The organism is Pontibacter sp. CAU 1760 (assembly GCF_054482735.1).
In genome coordinates this window covers 440,726-466,449 of record NZ_JBTLRL010000002.1, presented here as the reverse complement: position 1 = coordinate 466,449, position 25,724 = coordinate 440,726, and the positions used below count along the sequence as shown (strand labels likewise).

The window sequence follows — 25,724 nt, the reverse complement described above, 5'->3', positions numbered from 1 at the left end:
CCTATAAAATGAGCGGCCTACCAGAGACAGGCCTTTCAGGTGCTAAAGGTTGAAGGCTTGAAAATCGGATTGATCAATTTTATAACTTGTTAATTTGAGACGCCTCTTAATTCCTGTGCTTGCCGCATTACTGCTGCTTGCCATGCCCCCTGCGCAGCTGGCTCCTTCTTTTATATCTAAGATGCGCCGCTACAAATAACGCCTCCTACCTTAGGCTAGCGACAAGCGTGGTGACAGAACGTGGAAGCAGCTTTACTTCACTACTGCCCATCACCAAAGCACCTGGCTTCAAGTTGTCATCAGCGGAGGTGGTATACGTTCTCATGCTGGCAATGCGTACTCCTTTGGTACTCATCCTGAATTTGACGGGCGCTGTTCCGGCATTCACAACTACCATAATCAGCTGGTTTTTAGCAGCATATATGTATGAGGAGGCCAGCAGCGAATTATCCTCCAACTGCTCCCCTGCTATATGCGTGCTGACGCGTATAGCACCCGGGCGAATAAAGCGGCTGTAATTGCCCAGTGCCCAAAGCATTTTACTCTCATAGTATGCCCCGTCTGCCTTGTCACGATCTATATACACCAAACCGTCTTTGTAATCGTAAGGGGATACCGCCAACCACCACTGCCAGGCAGTGGCGTTGGCGACAGTCAGGTCGTTATGCACCACTCGCGCCAGGTATAGGGCGGGGTCGATTCCTAAGTCTCGTTTGTTGCCGTTTATCTCTCCGGCATTATCACCCAAAATGCAGTATTCCGACTGCCAGAATTTCAAACCCGGCACACTGGCGACTTTTTGTGCCAGCTGCCTCCTTTTAGCCACCGCCTGATCATACGGGGAGGTAGTAAAATAGCTGTGGCCCGAGATCCTATGGCCAATGTGGGACAGGTCACCTAGGTAGTGCGGGGAGTTCTGCTGAAAGAACGCATCGATCTGGTTGCCCCTGCCCGGCTTATCGCCTTGGGTGTACAGGTAATCGATCTTGCCGGCTTCCGCAACATCAATTCTCGTGTTGAGATCTCGTTTTGCAAGGGAAGCGTTGAGCGCTCTTACGATCCCGGCGATGTCGTCATTGCCGAAGGGTGTGCCTTCCTGCCCGCCGTCGCTCCAGTCCCATTGCGGCTCGTTTACCGGGCTGATATAATCAAAATGAATGCCCTGGGTCCGCTCCACTCCCTGTATTACGTTAGTCAGGTAATCCGCATAAGCGCTATACCGCTCCGGCGCTAGGTTAGGCTGCGCATTGGAAGCGAACGCTTTGCCGTTCTTCGTTAAATTCACAGGGGGGCTGTTCGGAAAGGCCAGGAATTTGTTCACACCGCGCTCCCTGGCTGCTTTCAGGAACCATACCTGCCCGGCTTGCCGCTGCCAGTTATAGCTGCCATCTGCCTCCAGAAATGACTCCGCCCGACGCCACTCATCCCGAATTCCGCTTTGCGCGCCCTGCTGTGCGCTTCCCGCCCCCATGTTGAATCGCCACAAAGACAACCCTATTCCTTTGGGGCTGCCATCGGCATTCGTTTCGGTGCTAAAGAGCAAGTCTGCGATTGCGTTTCGTTTTTCTACAGGCCATTGCCCCACAAACTGGCAGCTCCAGGCATCTGAAGCGCCGAAATTATCTATGGTCTGATACTGCTGGGCAGGATCAACCTGAATAACCACTCCCATCCATACCTGGTTTCCTGGCCGCTGGAGGCTACGTTGATGATGCACACCACAACTAAAGGAGAGGGGCACCAAGAGCAACAAAAGTGATTTTTTAAACTTCCGCACCGTAGATTTCATAAACCATGCTCGTAATATCCAGACCATATGCAGCTGATAATAGTGTTAATCTTAGTTGGCAGGGATAGTATAGGCAGCAGCTTTTTTCTACTTTCCCGTATACCTTTGCCTTATTTCAAGGATAGCATAGTTAATGATCACAATGGTAATGGATCACAATGGTAATGGATCACAATAGCTTTCCTAGCACCAACTTATCTCCTGTATCATCCACCTCAAACAAATGGGGAATGCGGATAGAACGCCCATCCTTTTCCTCTTTGTGGCTGTGCACCGCCATCAGGAGCTTGCCTCCTAAAGTCCGAAACATCATGCCGTGCCCAAAGCCTGGCGGTGTGATCGGTGCTTTTTCGTGTATCCAGGGGCCATCGAGGGTCCCGCTTTCGGAATAGGCAACACCTTGGGTATAAACGTCATGTACCCAACTTGTCCACAACATGCCTAGTCTTCCGGTTTGGGTGCGAAACAACCATGGTCCGTCGGTTACTTTGTTTGGCACAACATTACCGGCTGCATCCCGCTCTTTGCTCCAGGGAGACTCGCTCGCCCGAAAAAGCAACTTGCTCTCCCCTACCGGACCGCTCAGATCATGCTTCAGCGCTATTTTCTCTATCGTGCCATTCCAGTTTTGCAGCCACTCATAACAGTACACCATGTAGGGCTTTCCGTCTTTGTCCATCCAAAAAGTACCATCCAGCGTGGGCTTATCAGCGGGCAGATACACTGGATCTTTCATCGGCACATAAGGCCCCTCGGGTTTGCCGCTAACCAGCACATGGCTGGCACGGCGCTCAATGACGTTTCCGCGCACGGTATCAATTTTCACATCCCGGTTTGTGAAGGTAGCGAAATAGTAATATTTACCTTTATACTGATGCAGCTCTGCTGCCCAAATCATCGGGTTCATTCCCATCCAGGAATTCGGGTCAGTCCGCACTACCTGGAAAGGGCCTGTCCACTTTTCAAGATCCTGGCTTTTCCACAACATCCCCCCGGTGCCGGTCATGTAGTACATGCCTGTTTTTTTGTCCGCCAGAATTGCCGGGTCGCTGAGGCGTATGGAATCCAGGGAAACATCCTTTTTTATGACACGCGGCCTGTTTTGCGAGAAGACCGGTGCCAGGCCGGTGGCAAGGAATGCTACAATCAGAAATACTCTTTTCAGGTCCGTCATATCTTCTTCTTTTTCACAGGCTTCAGTCTGTAAAGCCCGGCCCCGTGTTGGTTTAGCACAACTCCGAATTCACCCTCAAACTCACCTAGGTCTTTGCCACTCCAAAGGTCTTTTACTTTGGCGGCCTCAAAGCCTAACTCCTTCAGTTGTACCGATACCATGGCAGAGGAGGCTGGCTTCGGGCCTGCTGGTTCCTCTGTGAACACCATGAACTTAACAGTAGCTCCTATGTTTTGCTCTGCTCCTGCTTTATCAAGAGCGGCAAAGGCTTTGAAGCGGTTATACCCTCCGGGCAGTGTATACGCCACGACAGAGTTGGAATGGGTGCCGATACCATCGGCATACTGCTTGTTATTTACCATTAAGGGGCCACCAGCCACCCCCTTGTTCAGGGTTGCCTTCCCCCAACCCGCCTTAGCCTTGTCCCACTTCAGCGAAGTCAGTTGCAGCGAGTCTTTGCCATTGTAAAGGGTTGGGCTGATCCAGTCGGCATGGTCCCACTCTATCCCGTCGCCGCCATCTGTCACAACCAGGTAAAGCTTTTTAGCTCCGGATATCGCCACGTCCACTGCCATACCCCCTCTTGGCGTTTCTCTGTTGATGATGGGGCTTACCCATTTGGCTTTGCTTTCCAGCGCTTCCACCTGGTCGGCTATGTTGAAAAGCGCCAGGTACTTGTCGCCTGTCTTGGGGTCATCGGCAATCCAGGCTGCCTGCTCATCGGTTCGGAAAAGCTCTCTGTTGTTCGTGCTGGTGTTCAGCACCTTCAGGACTTCTTTGTTTGTGAGAAGTTCATTGGTGAAGGCGTCGTTGCTGGGCAAATCCCCCCCGAACATCAGCGGTGATTTAAAAATGGACCACAGTGTCATCAGGGTATACTGCTCGTCTTTTGTGAAGGCCGTCATGCGGTCGTCGCCCCGCTCGCCCCGGATGCTCAGGCGGCCTAGCGGCAGCATGTCGCCGTCAGGCCAGGCACCCGGCATGCGGTAGTCGTTCCAGCGGGCAAACACCTCAAAGTGCTCTTTCAACTGCAGCCAGCTATCCCAGAAATCGCCTACAGTGCGCCACATGTTGGCATGCTGCTGCACGTGCGCGGCCTTCTCGACTGGCGTTTCGCCGGGCGAGGTGCTGAGCACTATCTTGCGACCGGTGCGGTCGATGGCTTTACGGATCATCTCTACCTCACCGGCAAAATAAATGGGCGAAGAGAGGTCATCTACCTTCACGAAATCAACGCCCCAGGCGGCATACATGTCAAACAGCGAGTTGTAGTACTCCTGTGCCCCTGCTTTGTCAGGCAGGATGGTATACATGTCGCGGAGCCAGCGGCACTGGTCCTCGGGCGAGTAAATATCCTGAGCCCTGGCGCTGCTGCCTTTGATTGGCGTATTCTGCTTCACGGCCACGACCGGTATACCCCGCATGATATGAATCCCGAACTTCAGCCCTTTGCTATGAATATAATCCGCGAGCGGCTTAAAGCCCTGCCCGTTGGCTGCAGAAGGAAACCGGTTCGGGGCCGGGATAAACCGCCCGTACTCATCCATGTTAAACTGCGGGTCGGTTTGGTTATAGCCGTGCGCCTTATCGTTGCTCACGTACCAGCGGATGTCTACTACCACATATTCCCAGCCCGACGACTTCAGGTGCTTCGCCATGTAATCGGCATTGGCTTTTACTTCTTCCTCCGTCACGGTTGGCCCATAACTGTCCCAGCTGTTCCAACCCATCGGCGGGGTGGCAGCCCATTTATGAAATTCCATTTTCTTCCCGCTCTTTTGAGCCAGGGTCATACCTGTAGCCAGGTTCAGGAGCAAGAGAGATAACCCAATCGTTTTTTTGAACATTAGTTAAGTCGTTTCATTTGTCTGGACAAAGTATTTCGCCGCATTTGCTGTTACTTCACTCAGTTACAAGCATAAGCGTATGGAGTTTAAACATTCTTAAGATAGGAAAGCCAACGAGAGATTCACAAAAGCTGGCTGAATTATTTATCCTGGTAAATTCTCACTTCCCACTTCTGTGGCTCTTTTGATTAGGCAGTTATACATCATTGTACATCCATTCACACCATTTTCTTTCCCGTGTCCAGTGCGGGCTCAGGGTTGAAATCAACTTTAATCTTCACGAAAATTTTGTTCCAATTACCTCTAGCCAGAGTGCATCACTTCTGTCCCTGTCAATAAATGGCGATGTAACTGTAGATCTAATTTCGCAAAAGTGATTTTTAAGAAGAATTCTTGGGTATGGAACTCTATAATTCACCATATTTATCTTTTGGGCTTAAGCGCAGTTTGCAGGCAAAAACGACAATAGCCTTAGGGTATCAGGTTTGCAAAAACTTCGTGGTTGGGGGAAGCATGTGCATCTTTTTGACTGCACAGCCTTGTATTTGGGCGGTGAGCATGCTGTATAACCTGGAAATAACCGGAAGCTAAGCTCCATATAGTATAGAGATGAACTATAAAAGCGCTTCCCGGTAAGTCAGATTCTCTTCACAGATTCAAAATGGATACTTAATAATCACTATAGATGAAACAACTTCTCCTTCCTCTGCTGTTTGTTGCTCTTGTAGTTTCTGGATTTATAGCACTCTCCCCTCGGGCAGATAAACCTTCTGTGGCCGGTCGGAACTGGAGCGAGTACCAAGGCGGGCCGGGGCGAAATCAGTACTCTACGCTAAAGCAGATAAACCCCTCCAATGTGCAGCAACTCGAGATGGCTTGGGAGTACCACACCCGCGACACCGGACAGATACAATGCAACCCTATCATCATAGACGGTGTGCTCTTTGGCATGACTGCCAGGCTGCAGCCTTTTGCTTTGGATGCGACCACGGGAAAGGAAATCTGGCGGAAGGAGTCAGCGGGCTTTGATAATCTGAGCACCAGCCGGGGCTTGGTTTACTGGGAAAAGGGGAAGGACAAGCGCATCCTGTACACCAACGGCCAGTGGCTCTTTGCCGTGAACGCCACTACTGGTAAACCGATTGCTACTTTCGGGGAAAACGGCCGCACCAGCCTCAAGGCAGGGCTGGGAGAGACTGCCGCTAACAAGATGGTTATCTCCAATACACCCGGTACCGTATTCGAAGACCTGATCATCATGCCGCTAAGGGTATCAGAAGGTTCTGACGCTGCCTTAGGGTACGTGCAGGCGTTCAACATCCGGACAGGTAAACTGGCTTGGGTTTTCCGCACTATTCCACAGCCGAGCGACTATGGCTACGAGACATGGCCAAAGGATGCCTACAAAAACACCGAAATCGGCGGAGGAAACAATTGGGCGGGTATGGCTGTAGACCGCGAGCGAGGAATTGTTTTTGTTCCGACGGGCTCGGCCGCGTTCGACTTTTACGGGGGCAACCGGAAAGGAGAAAACCTCTTTGCCAATACCCTCCTGGCCCTGAATGCCAGAACGGGTGAGCGCATCTGGCATTACCAACTGGTGCACCATGACATCCTGGACCGCGATCCGCCTGCCCCCCCTAACCTGGTGACGATTACCCGTGATGGAAAGAAAGTGGATGCCGTGGCACAGGTTACTAAACAAGGGTATGTTTTTGTTTTCGACAGGGCAACCGGCGAGGCCCTCTTTCCTATTGAGGAAAGGCCAGTGCCCGCCTCCGACATACCCGGGGAAGAAGCATGGCCCACACAACCGTTCCCTACCAAGCCGGCGCCTTTTGCCCGGCAGACTTTCACGGAGGCCGACATCAGTCCATATGCCGAGAACCGTGGGGAACTGCTTGAGAAGCTACAAGGCAGCCGGTCTGAAGGCCCCTATACCCCTCTCAGCAGCAAAGGCACCATCATTTACCCCGGCCTGGACGGAGGAGCTGAATGGGGAGGAGCAGCTGTTGACCCGCAAGGAATTCTTTATGTGAACAGCAACGAGATGGCTTGGCGTATTTCACTGGGTGCTTCCGTTTCTGAAGAGGAGCTGAAGCGCCTTAGCCTTGGGCAGCGGCTGTATGCCCTGAACTGCACGCCCTGCCATGGTGCCGAGCGCAAAGGGAACCCTGCCAGCGGCTATCCGTCTTTGGAGGAGATTGGCAGCCGCCGGGGTAAAGAGCATGTAGCCAATGTGATCACCCATGGCAAGGGTATGATGCCCGCCTTCAGCAAGCTCTCGGAAGATGAGAAGGCGGCGCTGGTGGGATTCCTTTTTGGGGAGGAGCAGCCACAGCCGGTAATTGCGAAAGAGCCAGGACTAGGAAAGGGGGCCAATCAAAAAGCGCCCTACCAGATTTCAGGTTACGACAAGTTTTTAGACAACAAGGGCTACCCTGCTGTTCGCCCACCCTGGGGGACACTGAACGCCATTGATTTGAACACAGGAGAATATGTCTGGAAGGTGCCTTATGGGGAGCACCCGGAGCTGATGGCAAAGGGGATTCCACAGACAGGGGCGGAAAGCTATGGCGGGCCGGTCGTTACCGCCAGCGGACTCTTGTTTATAGCAGGCACTAAAGATGGCAAGTTCAGGGCCTACGACAAGAAAACCGGAAAGCTGCTCTGGGAGACCAAACTGCCGGCAGCCGCTTTTGCTACGCCGAGCACCTATGAAGTAAATGGCCGGCAGTATGTGGTCATTGCCTGTGGCGGCACGAAACTAGGGGCAGCAGGCGGAGACAGCTACGTAGCTTTTGCCCTGCCAAATCCAAAGGGAAAGTAAACCCCCAGAGCGACAATGCGCTTGGTTGAGCTGACAATCATTGAATCACTTTTATTCGTTGAGAACCATTTGAAAAGCACATGCGCAACCTCCTCAGTTTAAACTGCTTTGCAGTCATTTTTATGTTGCCAACAGCTATTCAGGTGCCTGGGTGCATACACCTAATGCCAAGGGAAAAAGTAATGAAACCTAGGAGCCAATGTCATAGAAGCCCGTAAATTGATCATTTACGGGCTTCTGTCTAATTCCATTACTGCTACCAGCAGCGAACGGGGGATCGCAAATATTTACCAACAAGATGATATATAGTTATTTACATAAAATTCTTGCCACCTAAAACTGCACAATTTAGCTGCTTAAACTTCTACTTCCATCTCCAGTAAGGCATAGCTCAGGGTTTTACCGTGCGTGTCCATGGCGAGGGAAGTGGTAACACCCCCCGTCAACGCCTGCTGGCATACAAAAAGCAGCGCTGGCAGGTTGGGCAACTCGTAGCGGGATACTTCCCCAGCCACTATCTTACTTAGGTGCTTTTTTACCGCCTCGGCCGTTACCTGAGACAGTAGCAGCGGGTAATCTTCCTCCTCGTAAGGTATGAGAGAAAGGGTCAGCGTATTGCCTTTGTCGCCTGCCCGGCTATGGGCAATGTCATATAGTTTCTTCTTCATGATCTGGAAAGGGTAACAGCTGGTGTAACTTTTTCCCGGGGCATAAGAACAGAAACAATCCCGACTACCTCGTGCAGATACTTCCGGGCGCCTCCCCCTCCTGCCGGGCCATTGGTATAAAGGGCCTCTACTTCCTCTCCTACCAAGGCTGCCTGAGCGGCCGTGGCAGCCTTCCCGGCAATGCGGAGCCTGATCTCGTAAGGCTCCGGGTAATGGCCAAAGGCAATACGGTGCGCAGAGGTACACCCAATGTAATCCACCCGCAAGTCCTGAAACTGCCCCTCCAGTCGTTGCCGTATCGTTTCGCCCGCCAGTTGTGCCCTTGCCAGTGCATGGGTGCCTGCGTAAGAGATCTCGCCTTCCCCGATATACCCCGCCTGGTAGCCCACACTGACCTTCAGCGTATCGGGCTTGGTTTGTCCGCGCCCGCCTGTTGCCATTACCTGGTCAGCCCCGATTTCCTGCAAGCGGACCTGTGTGAAGTCTGCCACCACATCAGGGGTGATATACCGGCTGGGGTCCATCACCTCGTACAGCAGCTGCTCTTTCACAGTAGCCAAGCTAATGAGGCCCCCTGTACCGGCAACCTTGCCAAACACGGCTTTCCCTTTGGAAGAAACATCGACAAAGGGATGGCCCAAATGAGCCATGTCGGGCACGTTCTTTCTGCCCGGATCTGCAAAGTACCCCCCGCACAACTGACCGGCGCATTCCATTAAGTGTCCTATCACCGTTGCCTGCCCCACCTGGTTAAAGTTATCCAAGGACCAGCCGAACTCATGCACCAAAGGAGCCACAACCAGCGAGGGGTCTGCTACCCGGCCCGTGATGATCACGTCCGCACCGGTAGCCAAAGCAGGCAAAATGGCGTCTGTACCCATATAGGCATTCGCAGAAATCAGCTGGCCGGAAACCCTTATGGGTTGCCTAGTTTCAAGCGCTATTTCATCTCCTGTGAGCTGCGTAAACACATCGTCACCTGTCACGGCTGCTACCGTCACATCTAGGTGTAGCTTCTTTGCCAGCTGGCACACGGCTTCTGCCGCAGCGGCAGGGTTGGCAGCGCCCATGTTCGAGATGAGCCGCACCTTGTTTTTCACCAGAATCGGCAGCAGCGCCTCCATCCTGCGCTCCAGCAGTGGGTCATAGCCTTTCGCCGGGTCCTGCATCCGCCGCTTTTGTGCCAGGGCAATGGTGCGCTCGGCCAGGCACTCCAGCACCAGGTAGTCCAGTTCTCCCTTTTCGGCCAGCACGACGGCAGGCTCAAGGCGGTCGCCGGAAAAGCCGGCTCCGCAGCCAATTCTTATTTTGTTCTTCATACGTCAGAGAGAAATCACGCCTAACATCAAGGAGACAAATAGCATGACCAGCGTGACCAGAAAAGCCAGCGGAATCGTCTTCCGCTGGTGGTCCGCCAGGTCAACGCCGGTTAAACCGATAAGTAAAAATGTAGCCCCGGTCAAAGGGCTCACGGGAAAACCTGTGGTCATTTGACCCAGCAGGGCAGCCCGGCCTACCTCAATGGCAGTACCATCGAAATGTGTAGCGGTGGTCCCCAGCAGGGGCAGCACGCCGAAGTAGAAAGAATCCGGGTCAAAGAGCAGGCTGGCCGGCATCGAAAGCAACCCTGTGATAAGGGCCAGGTGGTTCCCAAAGGAAGCGGGAATCACCTCTACCGCCGCGGCGGCCATCGCATCGATCATACCAGAACCCTTTAGGATGCCCGTGAAGCAGCCTGCGGCAAACAGGATGCTGGCCATCAGCAGGGCGGCTCTGGCATGCGCATCTACCCGCTCCCGCTGTTCAGCCAGACTCGGGTAATTAACCGAAATGGCAAGTGTGAAGGCAACCATGAAAATAAGGTGCGGCGGGGCCAGCGCAGAGATCAGCACCACAATAGACGCCACGATGAGCAGCAGGTTAAACCAAAGCAGCTTCGGCCGTGCCAATTTGTTAGGCTTTGGCGCTGTCTCCAGTCCTGCTGCTAAGCCTAGTCTAACCGGCACGGTCATGCGCTTCGTTTCTTTTATTCCCATCCAATAGGAAATCGCCAGTACCGTTGCCAGGCCGCACAAGACCGGAATGAGCATGGGGTTGAACAGCTGCGTAACAGGCACCTCCAGCGCAGTGGCGGCTCGGATGGTAGGTCCGCCCCAGGGCACAATGTTCATGGTGCCGGCTGCCAGGGCCACCACGGTAGCCAGCGTGGTTCTGCGCATGCCCAGGGCATCGTAAAGTGGCAGCATGGCCGGAACAGTGACCAGAAAAGTAACGGCGCCGGAACCATCCAGGTGCACGAGCATAGCCAGTATGGCTGTAACAAGCGTAATGCGTGGCGGATGGCCTCCGGCCGCTTTCAGCAGGCGGGAGATGACCGGATCAAAAGTACCGGCATCCATCAGCACGCCGAAGAACAGGATAGCAAAGATGAACATGACGGCGGTCGTCGCTATGGCTTTGATGCCCTCCGTCATGAAGTCCACTACCTCGGTTGTAAAGCCTGCAAGAAGGGCCGTCACGATCGGCACTAAAATCAAAGCCACCACCGGCGAGGTTGTTCGGGTCATCACCAACACGAGAAGGAGTAGAATGGTCAGGAGCCCGAGGAGTGCAAGCATGTGATTTTGGTATTAAAGAAAGCTTTAGATGTGACGTTTCGCAAGATAAAATTCAGAACAGTCTCCCTTTGAAGGGGGAATATTGGGACAAGTTTGCATCACAGCGATCAATTATAACTACTTTCCAACACGACTCTTTTCCCCACCCTGATGTGCCAGGATACATCACTCCATCATCTGCCCTACCAGTACCGGCCTTTCGGATTTGCGTTCAGGTGCCTTTTGGGCGATGCTGTCCGTGAAAACCAGTCGCACTTTCTTATCTTCAAAATGGCAGGTAACGGTATCAGTGTGTGGGGTCTGGTTAAAGCTCCAGGTCATGACGAAAGTATCCGGGGATGCCCAGGTACCGAAGGCGGCTACTTTCTCTGTTGGCATGGGTAGCTTCCTTTTCATGGGCACAAAAGAAGGAGGGCTACCCGGTAGCTGTGTCTCCCCTTTTACCCAATCATGAAGGCCGCAGACAATTTGGTGCACGCTTTCGCCTTCCTTAAACTTCATGGTTGCTTTATCCTTGCTGAAGGTGAAGGACACGGAATCGATGTGGATCGGATTTTCCTGTAATCTGTATGTTTTGCCCGAAGCCCGGGACGCTACAGGTGAGCTGGGACTGCTCATGGGCGGCAGCAGGGTGAGTGAAGCCAACTTCTGACTCAATGCCTTTTGGGCCGCAGCATTCGGAGGTAAAGCAGCCGGGTTCAGGCCTGGCAACAGGATATCCCACACCTGGTTCAGGATAGCCTGCATGTCGTGCGTTTCGCTTGTGATGGCAATCACGGCATCTTTCTCCGGCAGCACCAGGCAGAACTGCCCCATCGCGCCGTCGCCACGGCAGGAATTGTGGCGGCTTCGCCAGAACTGGTAGCCGTAGCCCTGGTTCCAATCATGAGCGGGTGTCGGGCTGGGCGCATTAGGCACCTGGTATGCAGTGGCTTCTTCCACCCACTTTACCGGCAGTATCTGTCTGCCGTTCCACTTTCCTTTCTGCAGGTAGAGCTGCCCGAACTTGGCGATGTCCTCGGTTCTGACCCGCAGGCCAAAGCCGCCTGTGTTGATGCCCTCTGGGTCGCTTTCCCAGTCAGCACCCTCTATGCCGAGCGGCTGGAACAAGCGCGGCGTCAGATACGCCAGCACGGTTTGCCCGGTAACTTTCTGGAGAATGGCCGACAGCATGTAGGTTGCCCCCGTGTTGTAGACAAAGTGAGTACCCGGCTCCCGCTCCACAGGCAATGAAAGGAACTTGCGCGCCCAGCCGCCGGAGGTTTCTTGCAGCAGAGGCCGCAGGGTATCCGCCTCATGCCCCGTCGTCATCGTCAGCAAATCTTTGATGCGCATGGCCGCCAGGTTCGGGCTAAGCTCAGCGGGCTTAGCCTCAGGAAAGAAAGACACGACCTTGTCGGAGACTGTTAATTTGCCTTCGGCTACCGCAAAACCGATCGCCGTGGAAGTGAAGCTCTTGCTCAGCGAAAAGAGCGTGTGCTTTAGCTCAGGCGCATACGGGGCCCACCAGCCCTCTGACACTACCTGCCCGTGCCGCACCACCATCAGGCTGTGCAACCCAAGGTTTTGCTTTTCAACGGCCTCCACAAAACGTAAAATTGCCTCAGAAGAAACGCCCTGTAGTTCAGGTGTACTGCGAGGCATACTATCTGCCTTGAAAGGTACTGCCAAAAGCGTATGCGGCAGCAGGGAAAGGAAGCCTATGCCAGCCACGCCGGCTCCCATCTGCTTCAGAAATCTTCTTCTATTTGAAATCATGTGCATTTGTTTAGTCGGTGGGTAAGCTACTATGGAGAAAAATTAGCAAACTCAGGTTATGACATTCTTGATCAGCTTGATACCTGATTTAGGAAACCCGCCCCCGCCCCTCCCAAGAGGGGAATCACGCAATAAGTAAAATTCCATTACTCGGAAGGGTTAGGGTAATGCCGTCAACTCAAGAAAAAAGTTAATTTATCATTTCGACGCAGCGAGAAATCTACCTTGAATTTTAAAAAGACCTCTCACTGCACTCGAGATGAAAAAAATATAAATGGCTATTCAATACATAAAAACAGACTACCTGCTGCTCATCCAGCTGTGCAGAAAGTCTAAGGCTGCTCCGTCCGGTAACGATTTTGCTTCGACCTCTTTACCGAAGGTCATGATCTGCCTTTTGCCCGTATGGTAAACTGGCCACTGGGGTAGTTCTTTGCCGTTCGGATCGCCGGTGCGGATGAAATTCACCCAATAGGCTGACATCGTTTTTGCCAGCGCATGGTCCACTGGCTCCCAAGGGCGGTCCACAAAATTCAGGTTATCATACGCGTACGGAACCTCGCCGGTATGGAAGGCGCCGTACTTCACATATTCCCCTGTTGCCGGCACATCGCGGGTAAAGCGGTAGACATATACCCTGTTCTTTCCCCGCTCGCTCTGCACATTGGCCCAGGTGTAGTTCTGCACGCCAAATAGCATGTCGCGGGACAGGTTCAACTGCGAGGCTGCCGCCTCAGCGTCCGTAGAGGCGGGGTAAAAACTCAGGAAAGTCTTGGCATCGGCGCCATATTGCTCCGCTAACTGCTTCCGGAAGTCGCCAGCGCTTTGAATAGGGCTAAACAGCAGTCCCTCGTCTTCATTCCAGCCTGTCAGCAGGTCTACCCTGTTCTGCTCACCGGCCTTGAAAATGGCTGCAATAGAGTTGGGCAGCACATAGCCGTCGACGATTGGCCCGCGCATGCCCTGTGCTTTCTGCAGGAGTTCTTTGGCCGGAACCGCTCTCAGTTCTTCCAAAGAGGCGGCATGCAGCGACTGGGCCAGCTTTTCCCCATCCGCCTCGGCCTGCTGCAGCGTGGCGCTACCCCTCGTAAAGTTAGCCCCGCTCTGGCCAATGGCTCTATGAAACAGGCCTTTTGCCAAAGGCGAGGCCACCAGTGCGTTCACGCTCATCGAACCAGCCGACTGACCGGCAATGGTGATATTGTTGGGGTCCCCGCCGAAGGCGGCCACGTTCTCTTTCACCCACTGCAGGCCTTCAAGTTGGTCCATAAGGCCATAATTGCCCGAGGCATTCCTGCCCGACTCTTCCGTCAGCGCAGGATGGGCAAAGAAGCCAAAGGGGCCGACCCTGTAGTTCAGGCTCACGAACACAATGCCTTTTTTGGCCATGGCCTCCCCATCGTAAATTGGCACGGCACTTCCGCCGCTGTTAAACCCTCCGCCATATATCCAGACCAGCACCGGCCGCTTCTCCTTGGCCGACTGAGCCCCCGTCCAGACGTTCAGGTACAGGCAATCCTCGCTGATAGGCTCCTTCGGGATCAGGAACTCAGCCGACCACATACTGAAAGGGGCCGGTTCGGGCTGCATGGGGCTGGGTCCGAATGCAACGGTTTTGCGCACGCCCGCCCAGGGCTTCACCGGCTGCGGGGCTTTCCAGCGAAGGGCTCCAACGGGGGGTGCCGCGAAGGGAATGCCCTTGAAGCTGACCACGTCGCCTGCCTGGTTCCTGGCACCCTCCACCATGCCAGCCGTAGTTTTGACCACCTCAAGGCCCGACGGTGCGAAGATAAAAGAAGCCAGCCCCAGCGCGCAGGCAAGGAGCAAGAGGATGCTTCGGAAACTTCTCATATGTTACTGGTTTGCAGTGGCCACCTTGATAAGCTCTTTATCGTGGTGATTTTTTACAACGCTTGTTTTATCGAAGAGCATCGTCGCGCCATTCTCGCCTGTGTACTTCGGCCAGGCTGGCAGGCCTTTGTGATTCGGATCACCGGTGCGGGCAAAGCTGATCCAGGCGCTACTCATCTTGTCGGCCAGTGCGTGTGCCTCTTTGCCTCCACCTGTCATTTCTGCACAGCGGCTGATATTGTCGAACACAAAAGGCAGTTCCATGCAGTGCATGGAGCTATAGATGCCATCCATCACCGGCGAATCCCAGGTAAACAAATACATATAAACCGGCGCGGTACCGGACTTTGCTTTCTGCGTGGCTTGCTCAATGGCCAGCGAGCGGAAGTTGAAGTCGAAGAGCACGTAATCAGATGGCGTGGCAGTTTCCGGATAGGCTTTCTTCACCGCCGTTAAATAGGTGTCTGTCTTATCGCCGTACTTCTGCTGCAGATTTTTTCTGGCCTCCTCCATGCTTGTAACCCGGTTAGTCGGCATAAAGGGAGCAAATTCTGTTTTGGTCGTGCCCACCAAGAGCGGAATATCTTTGGAAAGTGCAATGGCAGCCGGATCAGAAGGCTGGTACGGTAGGAACTCCCCGTCTAATATTGGACCCCAGCCTAGGTTAGCCGGCTGCTTGCCCTCTGCTTTCAAGCTCTCCTGCACTTTTCGGATGGCAACTTTCCCGGCTGCATTCAGCCGCTCATAAGATATTCTCTGTAGCGAGTCTACCTGGTTAGGCTGTAGCTTCAGTTCTTCCAGCAAGGCAGCGCTTACGCTCTTTGCCAGCGCAGGGTCCGTAAAGTTTGTGATGTAGCTTCCGCTTTGCACAATGGCCTTGTGGAAAAGACCTTTGGCTGCCGGGGCATTCATCAGGGAGGTCACCTTTCCGCCGCCACCCGACTGCCCGAAGATGGTCACATTGTTGGGGTCGCCGCCAAACTGGTCGATGTTCTGCTTCACCCACTGCAGGGCCATCGCCAGATCGGTTAAACCGGCATTTGCGGAGCCTTTGTACTTCTCGCCGTAGGCAGACAGGTCCAGGAAGCCTAGTATGTTAAGGCGGTGATTCACCGTCACCACCACGACATCGCCCTTGCTGCTTAGGCTCTCCCCGTCGTACGAAGGCAGTTCTACCGACGAACCGGCCGTGAAACCTCCCCCGTGCAGCCACACCATCACCGGGCGCTTTTTCCCGTCTTTTAGTTTTGGCGTCCAAACATTCAGGCTCTGGCAATGCTCGTTGGTATAGCCCCAGTTATGCTGAAACGGAAATTCAATCTCGTCATTCACCGTAGTGGTTGGATCGGTAGGGCAAACGGGACCGTAGCTCATGGAACTGCGCACTCCCTCCCATGCCGCTGGCTTTTGCGCTACCTCAAAGCGCTCTGCCTGGGCGTATGGAATGCCCTTGTAGGTGAAGATGCCGTTGCTAATATAACCGCGCACTTTACCGTTGTCGGTTTGCGCAACGGCTATGTTGGCTCCAGCCTGCACAGGGTCCGAAGACGTGCTTTTCTTCTGGCTCATGCCAGGGTTTGCTGCCAGCAGTAAGGCCAGGCCAGTCAGTAACATTTTGCTTTTGATGCTATATAGCATAAGGTGAGGTTTTATATATATAATGTTTGAAAAACTGTTTCGAATACTGATCAATTTAAAGTATTTCTGCCTGAGCTGCGGTTGCGAAAGATTACCCAATAGTTCTTTTACATCCATTTCATATAGTGGCCCTCTCCTGCAGGAAGGGATTTCCCCCACTCAACGCGGTGTGGCTGCACCTACGCTGGCTCTGTACTGGCTGCCTCACTGCGTCCGGCTTCAGAACAATGACAATCGCTTCACAAGAAGCGGGCAGGTCACTATCTTTATATAGGTGCAGCTTATTTTCAGGCTCATCAACTATCATATCTGTTGCCGCTGTGGCATTCTTATTTTGATTGTCTGGCTTCTAACAAAACCAACCTACTGCACGAGGGTTCCATTCTCTTTTAGGACGTTCGTGAGGAAGAGCACCTGGTAAGGCAGCGCTTTTCCCCAGTACTCCCAGGTGTGGGCACCGGGGCGTTCGATGTACGTGTGGGGCGTTCCGTTCTCTAACAGGAGGCGGTGCAGATCACGGTTGGTATCTATGAGGAAGTCGTCTACGCCGATATCAAAGATCAATTGCAGGCCACTGTTTTTAAGCTCCTCTGTTCTACCCACGGCCGTGTATTCCGGATAAGGACTGGCGGCATCCTGCGGTGGCCCCAACAGGTTTGCGAAGTTCTGTGCCCGTAGCTGGGCAAACTCTGCCGGCACTTTCCAGGTGGCGGTATTGATGTTCATCACACCGCTCATGCTTCCGGCGGCACTATATAAATCAGGGTGTCTGGAGGCAATGTAGAAGGCTCCATGGCCACCCATGCTCAAACCAGCAATCACGCGCCCTTTGCGGTCGCGGACGGTGCGGTAAGTATTGTCGATTTTGTCAACCAGTTCTTTTGAGATGAAGGTCTCGTACTGGCTTGATTTGTCGAGGGGGCTGTCGAAATAGTAACTGGTAGGCCCGCCGTCGGGCGTCACGATGATGAGGCTGTATTCGTCGGCCAGCCGGTGCAGGAGCATTTTATCCGGGGTTTTGCTCAGCCAGTCGCGGTAGCTGCCAGTGCCGCCATGCAGCAGGTACAGTACCGGGAAAGAAGCTTTTTTTTCTTTTTTATAAGAAGCAGGCAGCACTACTGCCGCTTTTACATCTTCGCCCATGGCCGCACTGGCTATCACCAGCGTATCCACTTTCGCGCCTAGCGTAGCGGAAGTAAAGGCGAGGCAAAAGAGTGCCAGCAGCAGGATTTTTTGGAATACTTGCATAATGGATAAAAGAGAATAAACATCAGCATTGGTTTCAGCCGTGTGGCCGTAAGCCATCCGGGTGTGAGGAATTCTATTGCGCCAGCGCACCGTTGCCCTTCAAAGCTTTACTGAAGAATAGCACATGGTATGGCAAAGAATTCTCCCAATAGTCCCAGGTATGGCCGCCAGGACGTTCCGTATAGTCGTGCGGTGTTCCGTTGTATACCAGACGGCGGTGCAACTCCCGGTTCGGCTCAATCAGGAAATCATCCACGCCACAGTCAATCACCAGCTTCACATCGTTTTCTTTCATCTGGTTGGCCATGTGCACCACTGAGTTCGCAGCATAATAATCTGGCTTGCCTCCAAGCGGACCTAGAATACTGGCGAAGGCAGGTTTGATTTGCGCTGCGAATTCCGGCGCTATGTTCCAGTGCTTCGGGTCTAAGTCGAGCGCTCCACTCATGCTCCCGGCAGCGCTGTAGAGGTCCGGGTGGCGCGTAGCCAGGTAAAGGGCTCCGTGGCCGCCCATGCTCAGGCCCGTAATCACGCGGCCCTTACGGTCTCGGATGGTGCGGTAGGTATTGTCAATTTTCGAGATAACCTCTTTCGTGATGTAGGTCTCAAACTTGTTATCCGGCTTTACAGGGCTGTCGAGGTAACCGCCTAGCCGCTCCCCCTCCGGCGTTACAATGATGAGATTATACTGGTCAGCCAGCTTGTGCAGCAATTGCTTGTCGGGCGTTTGCTTCAGCCAGTCGCTGAACTGTCCGCCCCCGCCGTGCAGCAGGTACATTACTGGATAGGCAGCTTTGCTTTTGGCATAAGAGCTCGGCAGCACCACAACCGCCTTATACGTTTTGTGCATGGCAGCGCTGGGAATATCCAGCGAGTCTACCTTGGCAGCAAAAGTAAGAGAGCCCTGCAGCAGGAAGATAGCAACAAGAAACAGGTGATAAATCTTCATACGGTGGTGGTTAGATAAAACAAGCTTAAACAAACAAATCCTGATGCCCATGGGGCTACTGCTTCACGGGTAGCCTCTTCATCTTATTGGGTATAAAAACCATTGTCGCAACATGCAACAATTATAAAAAAACCGGAAAACAAATCCAAGTATTATTGTTACTAATTGCGACAATAAGAATTTAAGCGTATTTTGCTACTTTTTCAGAGGAGAATGACAGCTTTAAGAGAAACAACTAGTTTACCAGGCATTGTGGAGCCAAACGGTGCAGGTTACCTGCCTGGCCTGGCCATTGACCTTGTCATTCTGGGTTTTCATCATGACCAGTTGAAAGTACTGGTGCTGGAGTACGAGAATACCGGATTATTTGCGCTTCCGGCAGGTTTTATACAAGAAGAGGAAGACTTGAACGCTGCAGCACTGCGCGCACTTACCGAGCGGACAGGGCTGCAGGACATTTTCCTGGAGCAGTTTTACGTGTTCGGCGACCGCAGCCGGCATGACCCATCCCCGCTTCAGGCTATTCTGAAAGGGAAAGGCATCTCTCCCTCAAAGGACCATTGGCTGTTGCGTCGATTCATTTCGGTGGGTTTTTATGCCTTGGTTGATTTCACAAAAGCCGTCCCGAACCCTGATGCTTTGTCGGACCACTGCGAATGGCACGATTTGGTTAACCTCCCCTCTTTGATGTTGGACCACGAGACTATGATTCAAAAAGCACTCGACGCACTCCGGGCAAACTTGGACCGGAAGCTCATTGGCTTTAACTTACTACCCGAGACCTTCACCATGGGCGAGCTACAGACCCTGCATGAAACGATCCTGAACGAGAAGTTGAACCGGTCCAGCTTTCAGCGAAGAATGCTAAGCCTGAACATCCTGGAGCGGGTGGATAAGAAGTGGACGGGTGCGGCGCACAAAGCCCCCTACCTTTACCGGTTTATACAGGACAGGAAGTAAGATGAAGTGTATAATATTAATATAGTTCGTACCGTAAGGAGTATGCTGAAGGCCTCAAATGGAGTAAACGGCATCAGCCAGCAGCTCCAGCACGAGCAACGTGTACTCTTTTAGCCTGCTTTGCACCTACATCACCCAAAGAGGCAGGTGCTGGCTGTCTCGCCCGTCATCAAAGCCCGCCCGGATATTGAAGAATAAACCCTTGGCCGTATCGACCATCCTGCTACAGTGGTAGGTTTGCTTCTCGATGATCGATCACCAGGTCAAAGAAATCCACGACACTCCCCCTTCTGTGCGTATAGAAGAGGCGATATTTTTAGAAGGATAAGAGGTGGCTTGACCCTTGAATTCGGTAAAACCCAAAGGTTCAGCATGAGAAAAGGAAAGACGGCCTAGGCATAGGCTGAAACGTTGCTGCAACTACAAGAAGCTCCTCCCATCAACTATACTTTCCGCACTAGCACAAGAAAGGCTCCCTGTCATGGGGAACCTTCCTTGCTTATAGCCCATAAGCTCAGTTATTGTGCTTTTTCATAACAACCCACACAAACTTTATCTATTGCCTTTTGAATACTTCTCAAGCAAACCTTTTCTTCCGAAAATAGATTGATGTTGTATTTTGCATGAAAATACAACATCAATCATACAGCTATTTAGTCTTGTAAATTTCTCGGCGACTCATAGCTGTGGCGTTCCTTAACTAACTCTGTGTTTACTTCACAGACTTGGCTGAGAGGAACTTGTTCACCTCCAGCCAATGGATGAAGGCATCGAACCAGCGATTGCTGGTGCGGTCAGGGTTGCCGAGGCCGAACCCGTGGCCGCCGTTCTGGTAGAGGTGGAACTCAACAGGAATGCCCGCTTTGTACCAGGAATCAATCACACCGAACTGACCGCGGAAGAGAAAATCATCGGTCGCGATAACATTAAACATAGGCGGGGCGTTCTTCGGCACCTCCACCGGGCCCATACCCCCATAAATCGGACCGATAAAGGCCAGCTTCATGGTCTTGGAATTGAGTGTTGCGTGCATTGTAAGGCCGGCACCGGCCGAGAAACCGATCATACCTATTCTGTTAGTATCCACCCCCCACTCTTTAGCCCGATTGAGAATCATGGCATAGGCGGCCTCGGCGTCCTCGAGTTGGTTAGACAGGTCCTGCTGCGGGGGACTCGGCGGTGTTGCACCTGGAGATGTGCTTGCAGACGCGGCTGGTGCCGGGCGGGGTCGATTCATCCATGCCGTAAAATCGTCGAGCGACGCCGGAGTCGGGTGAAGCCGGTATTTAAGCACAAAGGCGGCGATGCCTTTGTCGGCAAGTGCCTTTGCCACATCCCAGCCCTCGTTGCCCATTGAAAGCCACCTGAACCCTCCGCCGGGTGCCACAATCACGGCCGTGCCGTTCGCCTTGCCCGGTTTAGGCAGGAAGGGGGTGAGGGTTGCTGTGGAGATATTGCGTGCCATCGGGTCGCCCCACTGGCGGAACCAGGTTTCTGGGGCAGGCTGGTCATCGACACCACCCGTGCCCAGTGGAATGGCATTCGGCTCTGCAGGGGCTTTGAGTGGGTAGATGGTACCATCCTGCGCCATTGCTGGTGCGGCAAAAAAGAGTAAGGTGCCCAAAAGGAACGTCCTGGTCAAGTTTATAAGTTTCAAAGTCATAGAGATGTGATTAATAGATTAAATTTTAAAGAAAGATGTTTATACTTTTTGGCATTTTAATTTTCTGCCTTCAGGATAACTATTCGGCATCAAAGCCACTGCACGTATTTAGCCCACTCCTTTGTTTCGTACATAGAGTAAGCCAGGCATCCCTTTCCAGATATCTACCTGGCTCTGGTGACGTATGCAAAATTTTTTCCGTCGGTGACTGCCCCTTTGCTATAAGTAAAATCGCATGTTACCTGATAGCTTGAACGGTTGCTTCTTTTGCAATATCAATGTCTCTGGCTACTTCCGGCCTAATGCGTGCCCAGTGAAACAGATTGTTGTCATTTCGGTCATGGCTGCTTCCATTGTAGTGCGTCAGGGGCATGTCTTTGTAAATGGGGCGGGTTATTTTGATGACTTCGTCCCAATAACCCAGTGCTTTTTGCAGGTGTCCCACCGCTTTTTGCTGGTTATCTTTCCCGCCTCCCATCCGGTAAGTTTGAAGCGCCACGGCCCCTTTCAGCTTTTCAGCAAGGTGCAGGCCCAAGTATGACCAGGCTTTCACATCTGCCACCTCATACATCAACGAAGCACTGTTTTTGGTATCAATGTCATTGACCAGGCGGAGGGCTTTTCGGCTGTTCCGCTCCAGCATCTTTATTAGAACAGGCGGCGTAATGTTCTTCTTCCCAAATGTGCCTCCTGCCATACCCTTCTGCACAAAGTCCTTCACTGATACATAATCCGGGTCCAGGGTCGGCTGGTTGATCAGGGCGTCTACAGAAATGTACTGGGTGCTGTCGCCTATCAGCGCCATAAACCCTTCACCGTAGAGCGTGAAATCCCACCTCGAATCGTAGAGCGAGGCGAGGTGCAACTGGGTAGACGAAGCCAGGGAATATGCCTGCAGCAGGTCCTTGCCCTGTTTACCATAGCGCATGGTAAAGTCATTCCGGAATACCTGATCCGGAGTGGCAGGATTGTACAGCAACCTTCCCCATAACTTATAGAATAGCCACTGCCTCTCAAATGCCCACTTCCAGTTTACGGGTGCCTCCACGGCTGTAAAATAATCTTTTGCAGGAATATAAGTCTCTGACCCAATAAAGTACCCACCTACATAGGGCTGGCTGTTCTGGGCAACATGGGCACGAACGAAAGCCGGTACACCCCAGCGAAGCGCAAAGAAATCTTCGTTACGAGCGGTATAGGTGATTTTGTAGCCTTCCGGCATGGGGTTGTAAAATGTATCAAACATCTCCCCTCCATGCACTTTTACCAGTTTTGGCGTAGAGTGAGCATGCGACCAATTGTATTTTAAGTCGGCCCAGATAGGCTCCTGGATAAAATCCAGCGCTGCCTCCCTTTCGATGGATTTCCGGGTGAGTCGCTCTAGGTCTACACTGGTAGCCCCCAGCGATTCGGTGGTACTGGAAAAAGGAATGCGATGGACCAGTTTAAGCGGACGGCCCACCTGGCGCATTCCCTCAATATAGGTGTCATAAATCCAGTCCTCCCGTTGCTGTGGCGTCATGCCGGCCATCCCCTCACCCAGCGTGAGGCCCATGCCGGTAAGGGTCGGATATTCCTGCAACATTTGGGTGATGCTCTCCCGTATGTAGCGTTTTACAACCTCAGAAGTATCTCCAGACACATAATAATTGGGGTATACATTTTTGTGCGCCACCCCGTATGCTTCCGAGAATTCCGGACTCACAAAGATGTTAAAAGGAATGATGTAGGTGTCGATGGCACGCTCGTGGGCCATCCGGAATATTTCCCGGTGCAGTTGTTGCCAATCTTTCATTTCAGCCGCGCTGAACGGGCTGGCTTCCGGAAAGTTCTTCGGGCTTATCATGTACACAAAGGGATGAAGATTCCAGAGGGAAAGGGAATTGAAGCGGTTTTCAGCCATCATATCCAGAAAAGACTCCCAGTAACGCACATCCCGCACTGTTTCGTAATGCAGATCCAGGGCAGAACTTGACCGATAGGTATACCAGGGAGTGTTATGCTTGATGGCACGAAATGGGTAATGCGCCTTTTCGCTGCGCTTTTGCACTTGTTTCAGGCGAATGCCATGCTGTATACTTTCAGCAAGCGAGAGGCTGCCATAAATCATCCCCCTGTTATCGCCACCACGGATGGTGATGCTGTTCTGCTCCGGTACGATAGTGAATGCCTCACTTTCCAAACCGGCAGAGTCTATCCCTATCCTGATCAAATAATCATACCCGTTCCGGTCTTCAAGCAGGGTATACTTTTGCGTTAATAGCGCTTCTTTTAACTGCCTGGAGGCATATGCTGCCTGAGGAGTAGCTGAATCGCACTGCACGTATACCCTTTGCGCAAGCCCTGCCTGAATGCCCGCCATACAGCACAGTAAGAGGCTGAATACAATTTTCCTGATTACCATAAGCATGAGGTACAATTTTATATTATCCTGATTAAGCAGCTATAGCCAGCATATCCGTTGGGACCGCATCGAAGGCGGCAAAACCTTTTCATTTTGCTACCACTAGGATTACCTGTTCCTCAAGGAGGAAGATTACCACTTCTGCACTGTTTGCAGTATAGCGGCAAGTTGGCTATCTCTCTGCCAAAATGGTTGACAGAAGTTCTCAGCAGGGACAGCACGCTGAGGTAAAGGTGGTGACGTTCTCAAGGACACACTACTAAGCCATCATTACTCCAACGCCAGTACTACCACCGAGAAGGGCGGTACTTCCAGGGTAAGGGTATTGCCCTTTAGTTTGGCGTCCTTAAAAGCTTTTGGGGTGATCAGGTTGGGATTTTCGAAGGTATTATAATCCTGCAACTTTTTGGACCTTAAGATTCTACCGCTTAACTTTTTATAGTTGGCTCCTTTAATGTCGATGCTAATTTCCTGCGCTTTGCTTGCGTGCACATTCACCAAGCTGATGTGGGTGACGCCCTGCTTGCTGCGGGATGCCGATGCCCATACTGCCTGCAATTTATCACCACCGAGGGGGTACTCTGCTGATTTTACCTGTAGTGGCAGCAAGGTAGCGTCCTGGTGCACCTTGTACATTTCCATCACATGGTAGGTTGGGGTAAGCAGCATTTTTTCCTCATCGGTAAGGATTACTGCCTGCAGCACATTAATGGTTTGGGCCAGGTTGGCCATGCGCACGCGGTCGCTGTGGTTGTTGAAGATGTTAAGCGTAGCACCAGCAATCATGGCATCGCGCATGGTGTTTTGCTGATATAAAAATCCGGGATTGGTACCAGGTTCCACTTCATACCAGCCGCCCCATTCGTCTACCACCAAGCCTATTTTTTTCTGTGGGTCGTACTTGTCCATGATGACACTGTGCTTCTCCACCAGCTCGTTCATCAACAGCGCCTTTTTCATTGTGCCAAAATACTGCTTTTCGTCAAAAGCGGTGGACGGGCCTTTTGCGTCCCAGTCGGTAACGGCATAATGATGCAGGGCAATACCCTCCATGAGCGAAAGGGGTATCTTTTTCATCAGTACCTCTGTCCAGTTATAATCGTCTCCGGCAGGCCCCGATGCAATGCGGTAGATGCCGCCTTTCAGGTAGCCTCCGCCCAGGTAGGTAGCGTACTGCTTGTAAAGATCGGCGTAGTATTCGGCCGTCATGTTTCCGCCACAGCCCCAGGGTTCGTTGCCAACGCCCCAGTACTTAACCTGCCAGGGCTTGGCACGACCATTCTCCTCCCGTAGTTTCGACATGGGGCTTATGCCTTCAAAGTTTGTGTATTGCACCCAGTCCATCAGTTCCTGTACATTTCCGCTACCGATGTTTCCAGCCAAATAAGGCTCCGTCTCCAGTACTTCGCATAAGTTCAGGAAGTCGTGAGTGCCAAAGCTGTTGTTTTCGGTAACCCCACCCCACCAGGTATTTACAATGGTAGGCCGCTGGTTTTTAGGACCAATACCGTCTTTCCAATGATAGGTATCGGCAAAACACCCCCCGGGCCAGCGCAGGTTGGGGATGTTTAAGTTTTTGAGAGCGGCAATAACATCTTTACGTACTCCGTTAACGTGCGGGATTTTTGTATTGTCTTCTCCTACATAAAAGCCGCCGTAGATGCTACGCCCCAGGTGCTCGGCAAAATGGCCGTAAATGTGGCGGCTAATCTGCTGATCGGAGCCTTTGGCATCAAGGACTATAAAGGTCTGCCCATAGCTTATCAGGCTGCAAAGAAGTAGAACACCACTAATAAATACTTTTCTCATCTGTTAAATCTTTTTCTAAGTAGGTTAAAGGACTCTCCCTAAAGAAATCCTATGAATAGGAAATAGTATCATTACCACTTTCATCAGAAACTCAGGACCACCACATCGGCTAACGACCTGCATTATCAACACCGCGATGTCAGTTCCCAGCTTGCCATGCAAATCAAAAAGGGGGTATCATGTGGTGGAGAATGGTACACCCAGAAGTCATCCCTATGTATTATATTCCATAGACAGATACCACCAGCGAAAATCCTGAAAGTCATTTCACTCGCACAATCAAATTTAAACAGCTGAACCCTAACACAATACTTTTCATGTTACAGGTGTTTTCTCCCATGTTACATGAAGGACATCTTGAACGTGTTCTTATGAAGTTCATCACGGCTTTCCTGTGTCCCCTTTTTCGCTTCCCTGTAACAGATGTATCGCTCAGGCGGAGCAAAACCATTTTAATCGCATGATCTATAAAATCTCTTCTACTCGACTTTAGGGTACGGATGAAACTTAGCAGCTTT

Annotated in this window: 16 protein-coding genes; 2 read left to right on the top strand and 14 right to left on the bottom strand. The window is 52.2% G+C overall.

The annotated features are described in order from the left end of the window. Window positions 1-205 precede the first annotated feature (205 nt). From ACXYMU_RS04410 to ACXYMU_RS04400, 3 genes are all read right to left on the bottom strand, one after another. Window positions 206-1,789, bottom strand: coding sequence for a glycoside hydrolase (locus tag ACXYMU_RS04410; protein ID WP_458985138.1), 1,584 nt, complete (start codon window positions 1,787-1,789; stop codon window positions 206-208). A gap of 169 nt (window positions 1,790-1,958) precedes the next feature. Then, on the bottom strand, window positions 1,959-2,963 hold the full coding sequence (locus ACXYMU_RS04405) for a glycoside hydrolase family 43 protein (RefSeq protein WP_458985137.1): 1,005 nt from the start codon (window positions 2,961-2,963) through the stop codon (window positions 1,959-1,961). Then, complete coding sequence (locus ACXYMU_RS04400; RefSeq protein ID WP_458985136.1) at window positions 2,960-4,810, bottom strand: NPCBM/NEW2 domain-containing protein; 1,851 nt, start codon at window positions 4,808-4,810, stop codon at window positions 2,960-2,962. Before ACXYMU_RS04400 ends, ACXYMU_RS04405 begins: the two co-directional genes overlap by 4 nt. A gap of 685 nt (window positions 4,811-5,495) precedes the next feature. Here ACXYMU_RS04400 and ACXYMU_RS04395 point away from each other — a divergent pair. Next, window positions 5,496-7,640, top strand: a complete 2,145-nt coding sequence (locus ACXYMU_RS04395) for an outer membrane protein assembly factor BamB family protein (protein ID WP_458985135.1) — start codon at window positions 5,496-5,498, stop codon at window positions 7,638-7,640. Between the two features lie 356 nt (window positions 7,641-7,996). Here the strand turns inward: ACXYMU_RS04395 and ACXYMU_RS04390 are convergent, their stop codons facing one another. The 8 genes from ACXYMU_RS04390 to ACXYMU_RS04355 all read right to left on the bottom strand — a co-directional run bounded on the left by ACXYMU_RS04390 (window position 7,997) and on the right by ACXYMU_RS04355 (window position 18,370). Continuing rightward, window positions 7,997-8,308 carry an AtuA-related protein gene (locus ACXYMU_RS04390; RefSeq protein ID WP_458985134.1) on the bottom strand — a complete coding sequence of 104 codons (312 nt, stop codon included), beginning with the start codon at window positions 8,306-8,308 and terminating at the stop codon, window positions 7,997-7,999. Further along, the gene (locus tag ACXYMU_RS04385; RefSeq protein WP_458985133.1) at window positions 8,305-9,627 is read right to left on the bottom strand and encodes an acyclic terpene utilization AtuA family protein; all 1,323 of its coding nucleotides are present in this window, start codon (window positions 9,625-9,627) and stop codon (window positions 8,305-8,307) included. The genes ACXYMU_RS04390 and ACXYMU_RS04385 overlap by 4 nt, the downstream gene beginning before the upstream one ends. A gap of 3 nt (window positions 9,628-9,630) precedes the next feature. Further along, window positions 9,631-10,926: a CitMHS family transporter gene (locus tag ACXYMU_RS04380; protein ID WP_458985132.1), complete on the bottom strand. Its 1,296-nt coding sequence runs from the start codon at window positions 10,924-10,926 to the stop codon at window positions 9,631-9,633. Window positions 10,927-11,091: 165 nt separating this feature from the next. Continuing rightward, on the bottom strand, window positions 11,092-12,684 hold the full coding sequence (locus ACXYMU_RS04375; RefSeq protein WP_458985131.1) for a serine hydrolase domain-containing protein: 1,593 nt from the start codon (window positions 12,682-12,684) through the stop codon (window positions 11,092-11,094). Window positions 12,685-12,984: 300 nt separating this feature from the next. Beyond that, window positions 12,985-14,535: a carboxylesterase/lipase family protein gene (locus ACXYMU_RS04370; RefSeq protein ID WP_458985130.1), complete on the bottom strand. Its 1,551-nt coding sequence runs from the start codon at window positions 14,533-14,535 to the stop codon at window positions 12,985-12,987. Window positions 14,536-14,538: 3 nt separating this feature from the next. Next, entirely contained in the window at window positions 14,539-16,173 is a 1,635-nt protein-coding gene (locus tag ACXYMU_RS04365) for a carboxylesterase/lipase family protein (protein ID WP_458985129.1), read from the bottom strand. Window positions 16,174-16,536: 363 nt separating this feature from the next. Further along, a complete protein-coding gene (locus ACXYMU_RS04360) occupies window positions 16,537-17,421 on the bottom strand; it encodes an alpha/beta hydrolase (protein WP_458985128.1) in 885 nt (294 codons plus the stop codon). A gap of 73 nt (window positions 17,422-17,494) precedes the next feature. Beyond that, window positions 17,495-18,370, bottom strand: coding sequence for an alpha/beta hydrolase (locus ACXYMU_RS04355; protein WP_458985127.1), 876 nt, complete (start codon window positions 18,368-18,370; stop codon window positions 17,495-17,497). 213 nt (window positions 18,371-18,583) lie between these two features. Here ACXYMU_RS04355 and ACXYMU_RS04350 point away from each other — a divergent pair, with 213 nt between their 5' ends. Then, on the top strand, window positions 18,584-19,330 hold the full coding sequence (locus ACXYMU_RS04350) for an NUDIX hydrolase (protein ID WP_458985126.1): 747 nt from the start codon (window positions 18,584-18,586) through the stop codon (window positions 19,328-19,330). Between the two features lie 712 nt (window positions 19,331-20,042). Here ACXYMU_RS04350 and ACXYMU_RS04345 read toward each other — a convergent pair. The 3 genes from ACXYMU_RS04345 to ACXYMU_RS04335 form a co-directional block, all read right to left on the bottom strand. Next, a complete protein-coding gene (locus tag ACXYMU_RS04345) occupies window positions 20,043-20,921 on the bottom strand; it encodes an alpha/beta hydrolase (RefSeq protein ID WP_458985230.1) in 879 nt (292 codons plus the stop codon). Between the two features lie 310 nt (window positions 20,922-21,231). Further along, window positions 21,232-23,397 (bottom strand): hypothetical protein, encoded by a 2,166-nt coding sequence (locus ACXYMU_RS04340; protein WP_458985125.1) that lies wholly within the window; start codon window positions 23,395-23,397, stop codon window positions 21,232-21,234. A gap of 270 nt (window positions 23,398-23,667) precedes the next feature. Then, on the bottom strand, window positions 23,668-25,206 hold the full coding sequence (locus tag ACXYMU_RS04335) for an alpha-N-arabinofuranosidase (RefSeq protein WP_458985124.1): 1,539 nt from the start codon (window positions 25,204-25,206) through the stop codon (window positions 23,668-23,670). Window positions 25,207-25,724 lie beyond the last annotated feature (518 nt).

Bases quoted from the DNA above. Each gene is read 5' to 3' on its own strand.
- ACXYMU_RS04410 (WP_458985138.1), bottom strand. From the start codon at position 1,789: ATGAAATCTACGGTGCGGAAGTTTAAAAAATCACTTTTGTTGCTCTTG.
- ACXYMU_RS04405 (WP_458985137.1), bottom strand. From the start codon at position 2,963: ATGACGGACCTGAAAAGAGTATTTCTGATTGTAGCATTCCTTGCCACC.
- ACXYMU_RS04400 (WP_458985136.1), bottom strand. From the start codon at position 4,810: ATGTTCAAAAAAACGATTGGGTTATCTCTCTTGCTCCTGAACCTGGCT.
- ACXYMU_RS04395 (WP_458985135.1), top strand. From the start codon at position 5,496: ATGAAACAACTTCTCCTTCCTCTGCTGTTTGTTGCTCTTGTAGTTTCT.
- ACXYMU_RS04390 (WP_458985134.1), bottom strand. From the start codon at position 8,308: ATGAAGAAGAAACTATATGACATTGCCCATAGCCGGGCAGGCGACAAA.
- ACXYMU_RS04385 (WP_458985133.1), bottom strand. From the start codon at position 9,627: ATGAAGAACAAAATAAGAATTGGCTGCGGAGCCGGCTTTTCCGGCGAC.
- ACXYMU_RS04380 (WP_458985132.1), bottom strand. From the start codon at position 10,926: ATGCTTGCACTCCTCGGGCTCCTGACCATTCTACTCCTTCTCGTGTTG.
- ACXYMU_RS04375 (WP_458985131.1), bottom strand. From the start codon at position 12,684: ATGATTTCAAATAGAAGAAGATTTCTGAAGCAGATGGGAGCCGGCGTG.
- ACXYMU_RS04370 (WP_458985130.1), bottom strand. From the start codon at position 14,535: ATGAGAAGTTTCCGAAGCATCCTCTTGCTCCTTGCCTGCGCGCTGGGG.
- ACXYMU_RS04365 (WP_458985129.1), bottom strand. From the start codon at position 16,173: ATGCTATATAGCATCAAAAGCAAAATGTTACTGACTGGCCTGGCCTTA.
- ACXYMU_RS04360 (WP_458985128.1), bottom strand. From the start codon at position 17,421: ATGCAAGTATTCCAAAAAATCCTGCTGCTGGCACTCTTTTGCCTCGCC.
- ACXYMU_RS04355 (WP_458985127.1), bottom strand. From the start codon at position 18,370: ATGAAGATTTATCACCTGTTTCTTGTTGCTATCTTCCTGCTGCAGGGC.
- ACXYMU_RS04350 (WP_458985126.1), top strand. From the start codon at position 18,584: ATGACAGCTTTAAGAGAAACAACTAGTTTACCAGGCATTGTGGAGCCA.
- ACXYMU_RS04345 (WP_458985230.1), bottom strand. From the start codon at position 20,921: ATGGCGCAGGATGGTACCATCTACCCACTCAAAGCCCCTGCAGAGCCG.
- ACXYMU_RS04340 (WP_458985125.1), bottom strand. From the start codon at position 23,397: ATGGTAATCAGGAAAATTGTATTCAGCCTCTTACTGTGCTGTATGGCG.
- ACXYMU_RS04335 (WP_458985124.1), bottom strand. From the start codon at position 25,206: ATGAGAAAAGTATTTATTAGTGGTGTTCTACTTCTTTGCAGCCTGATA.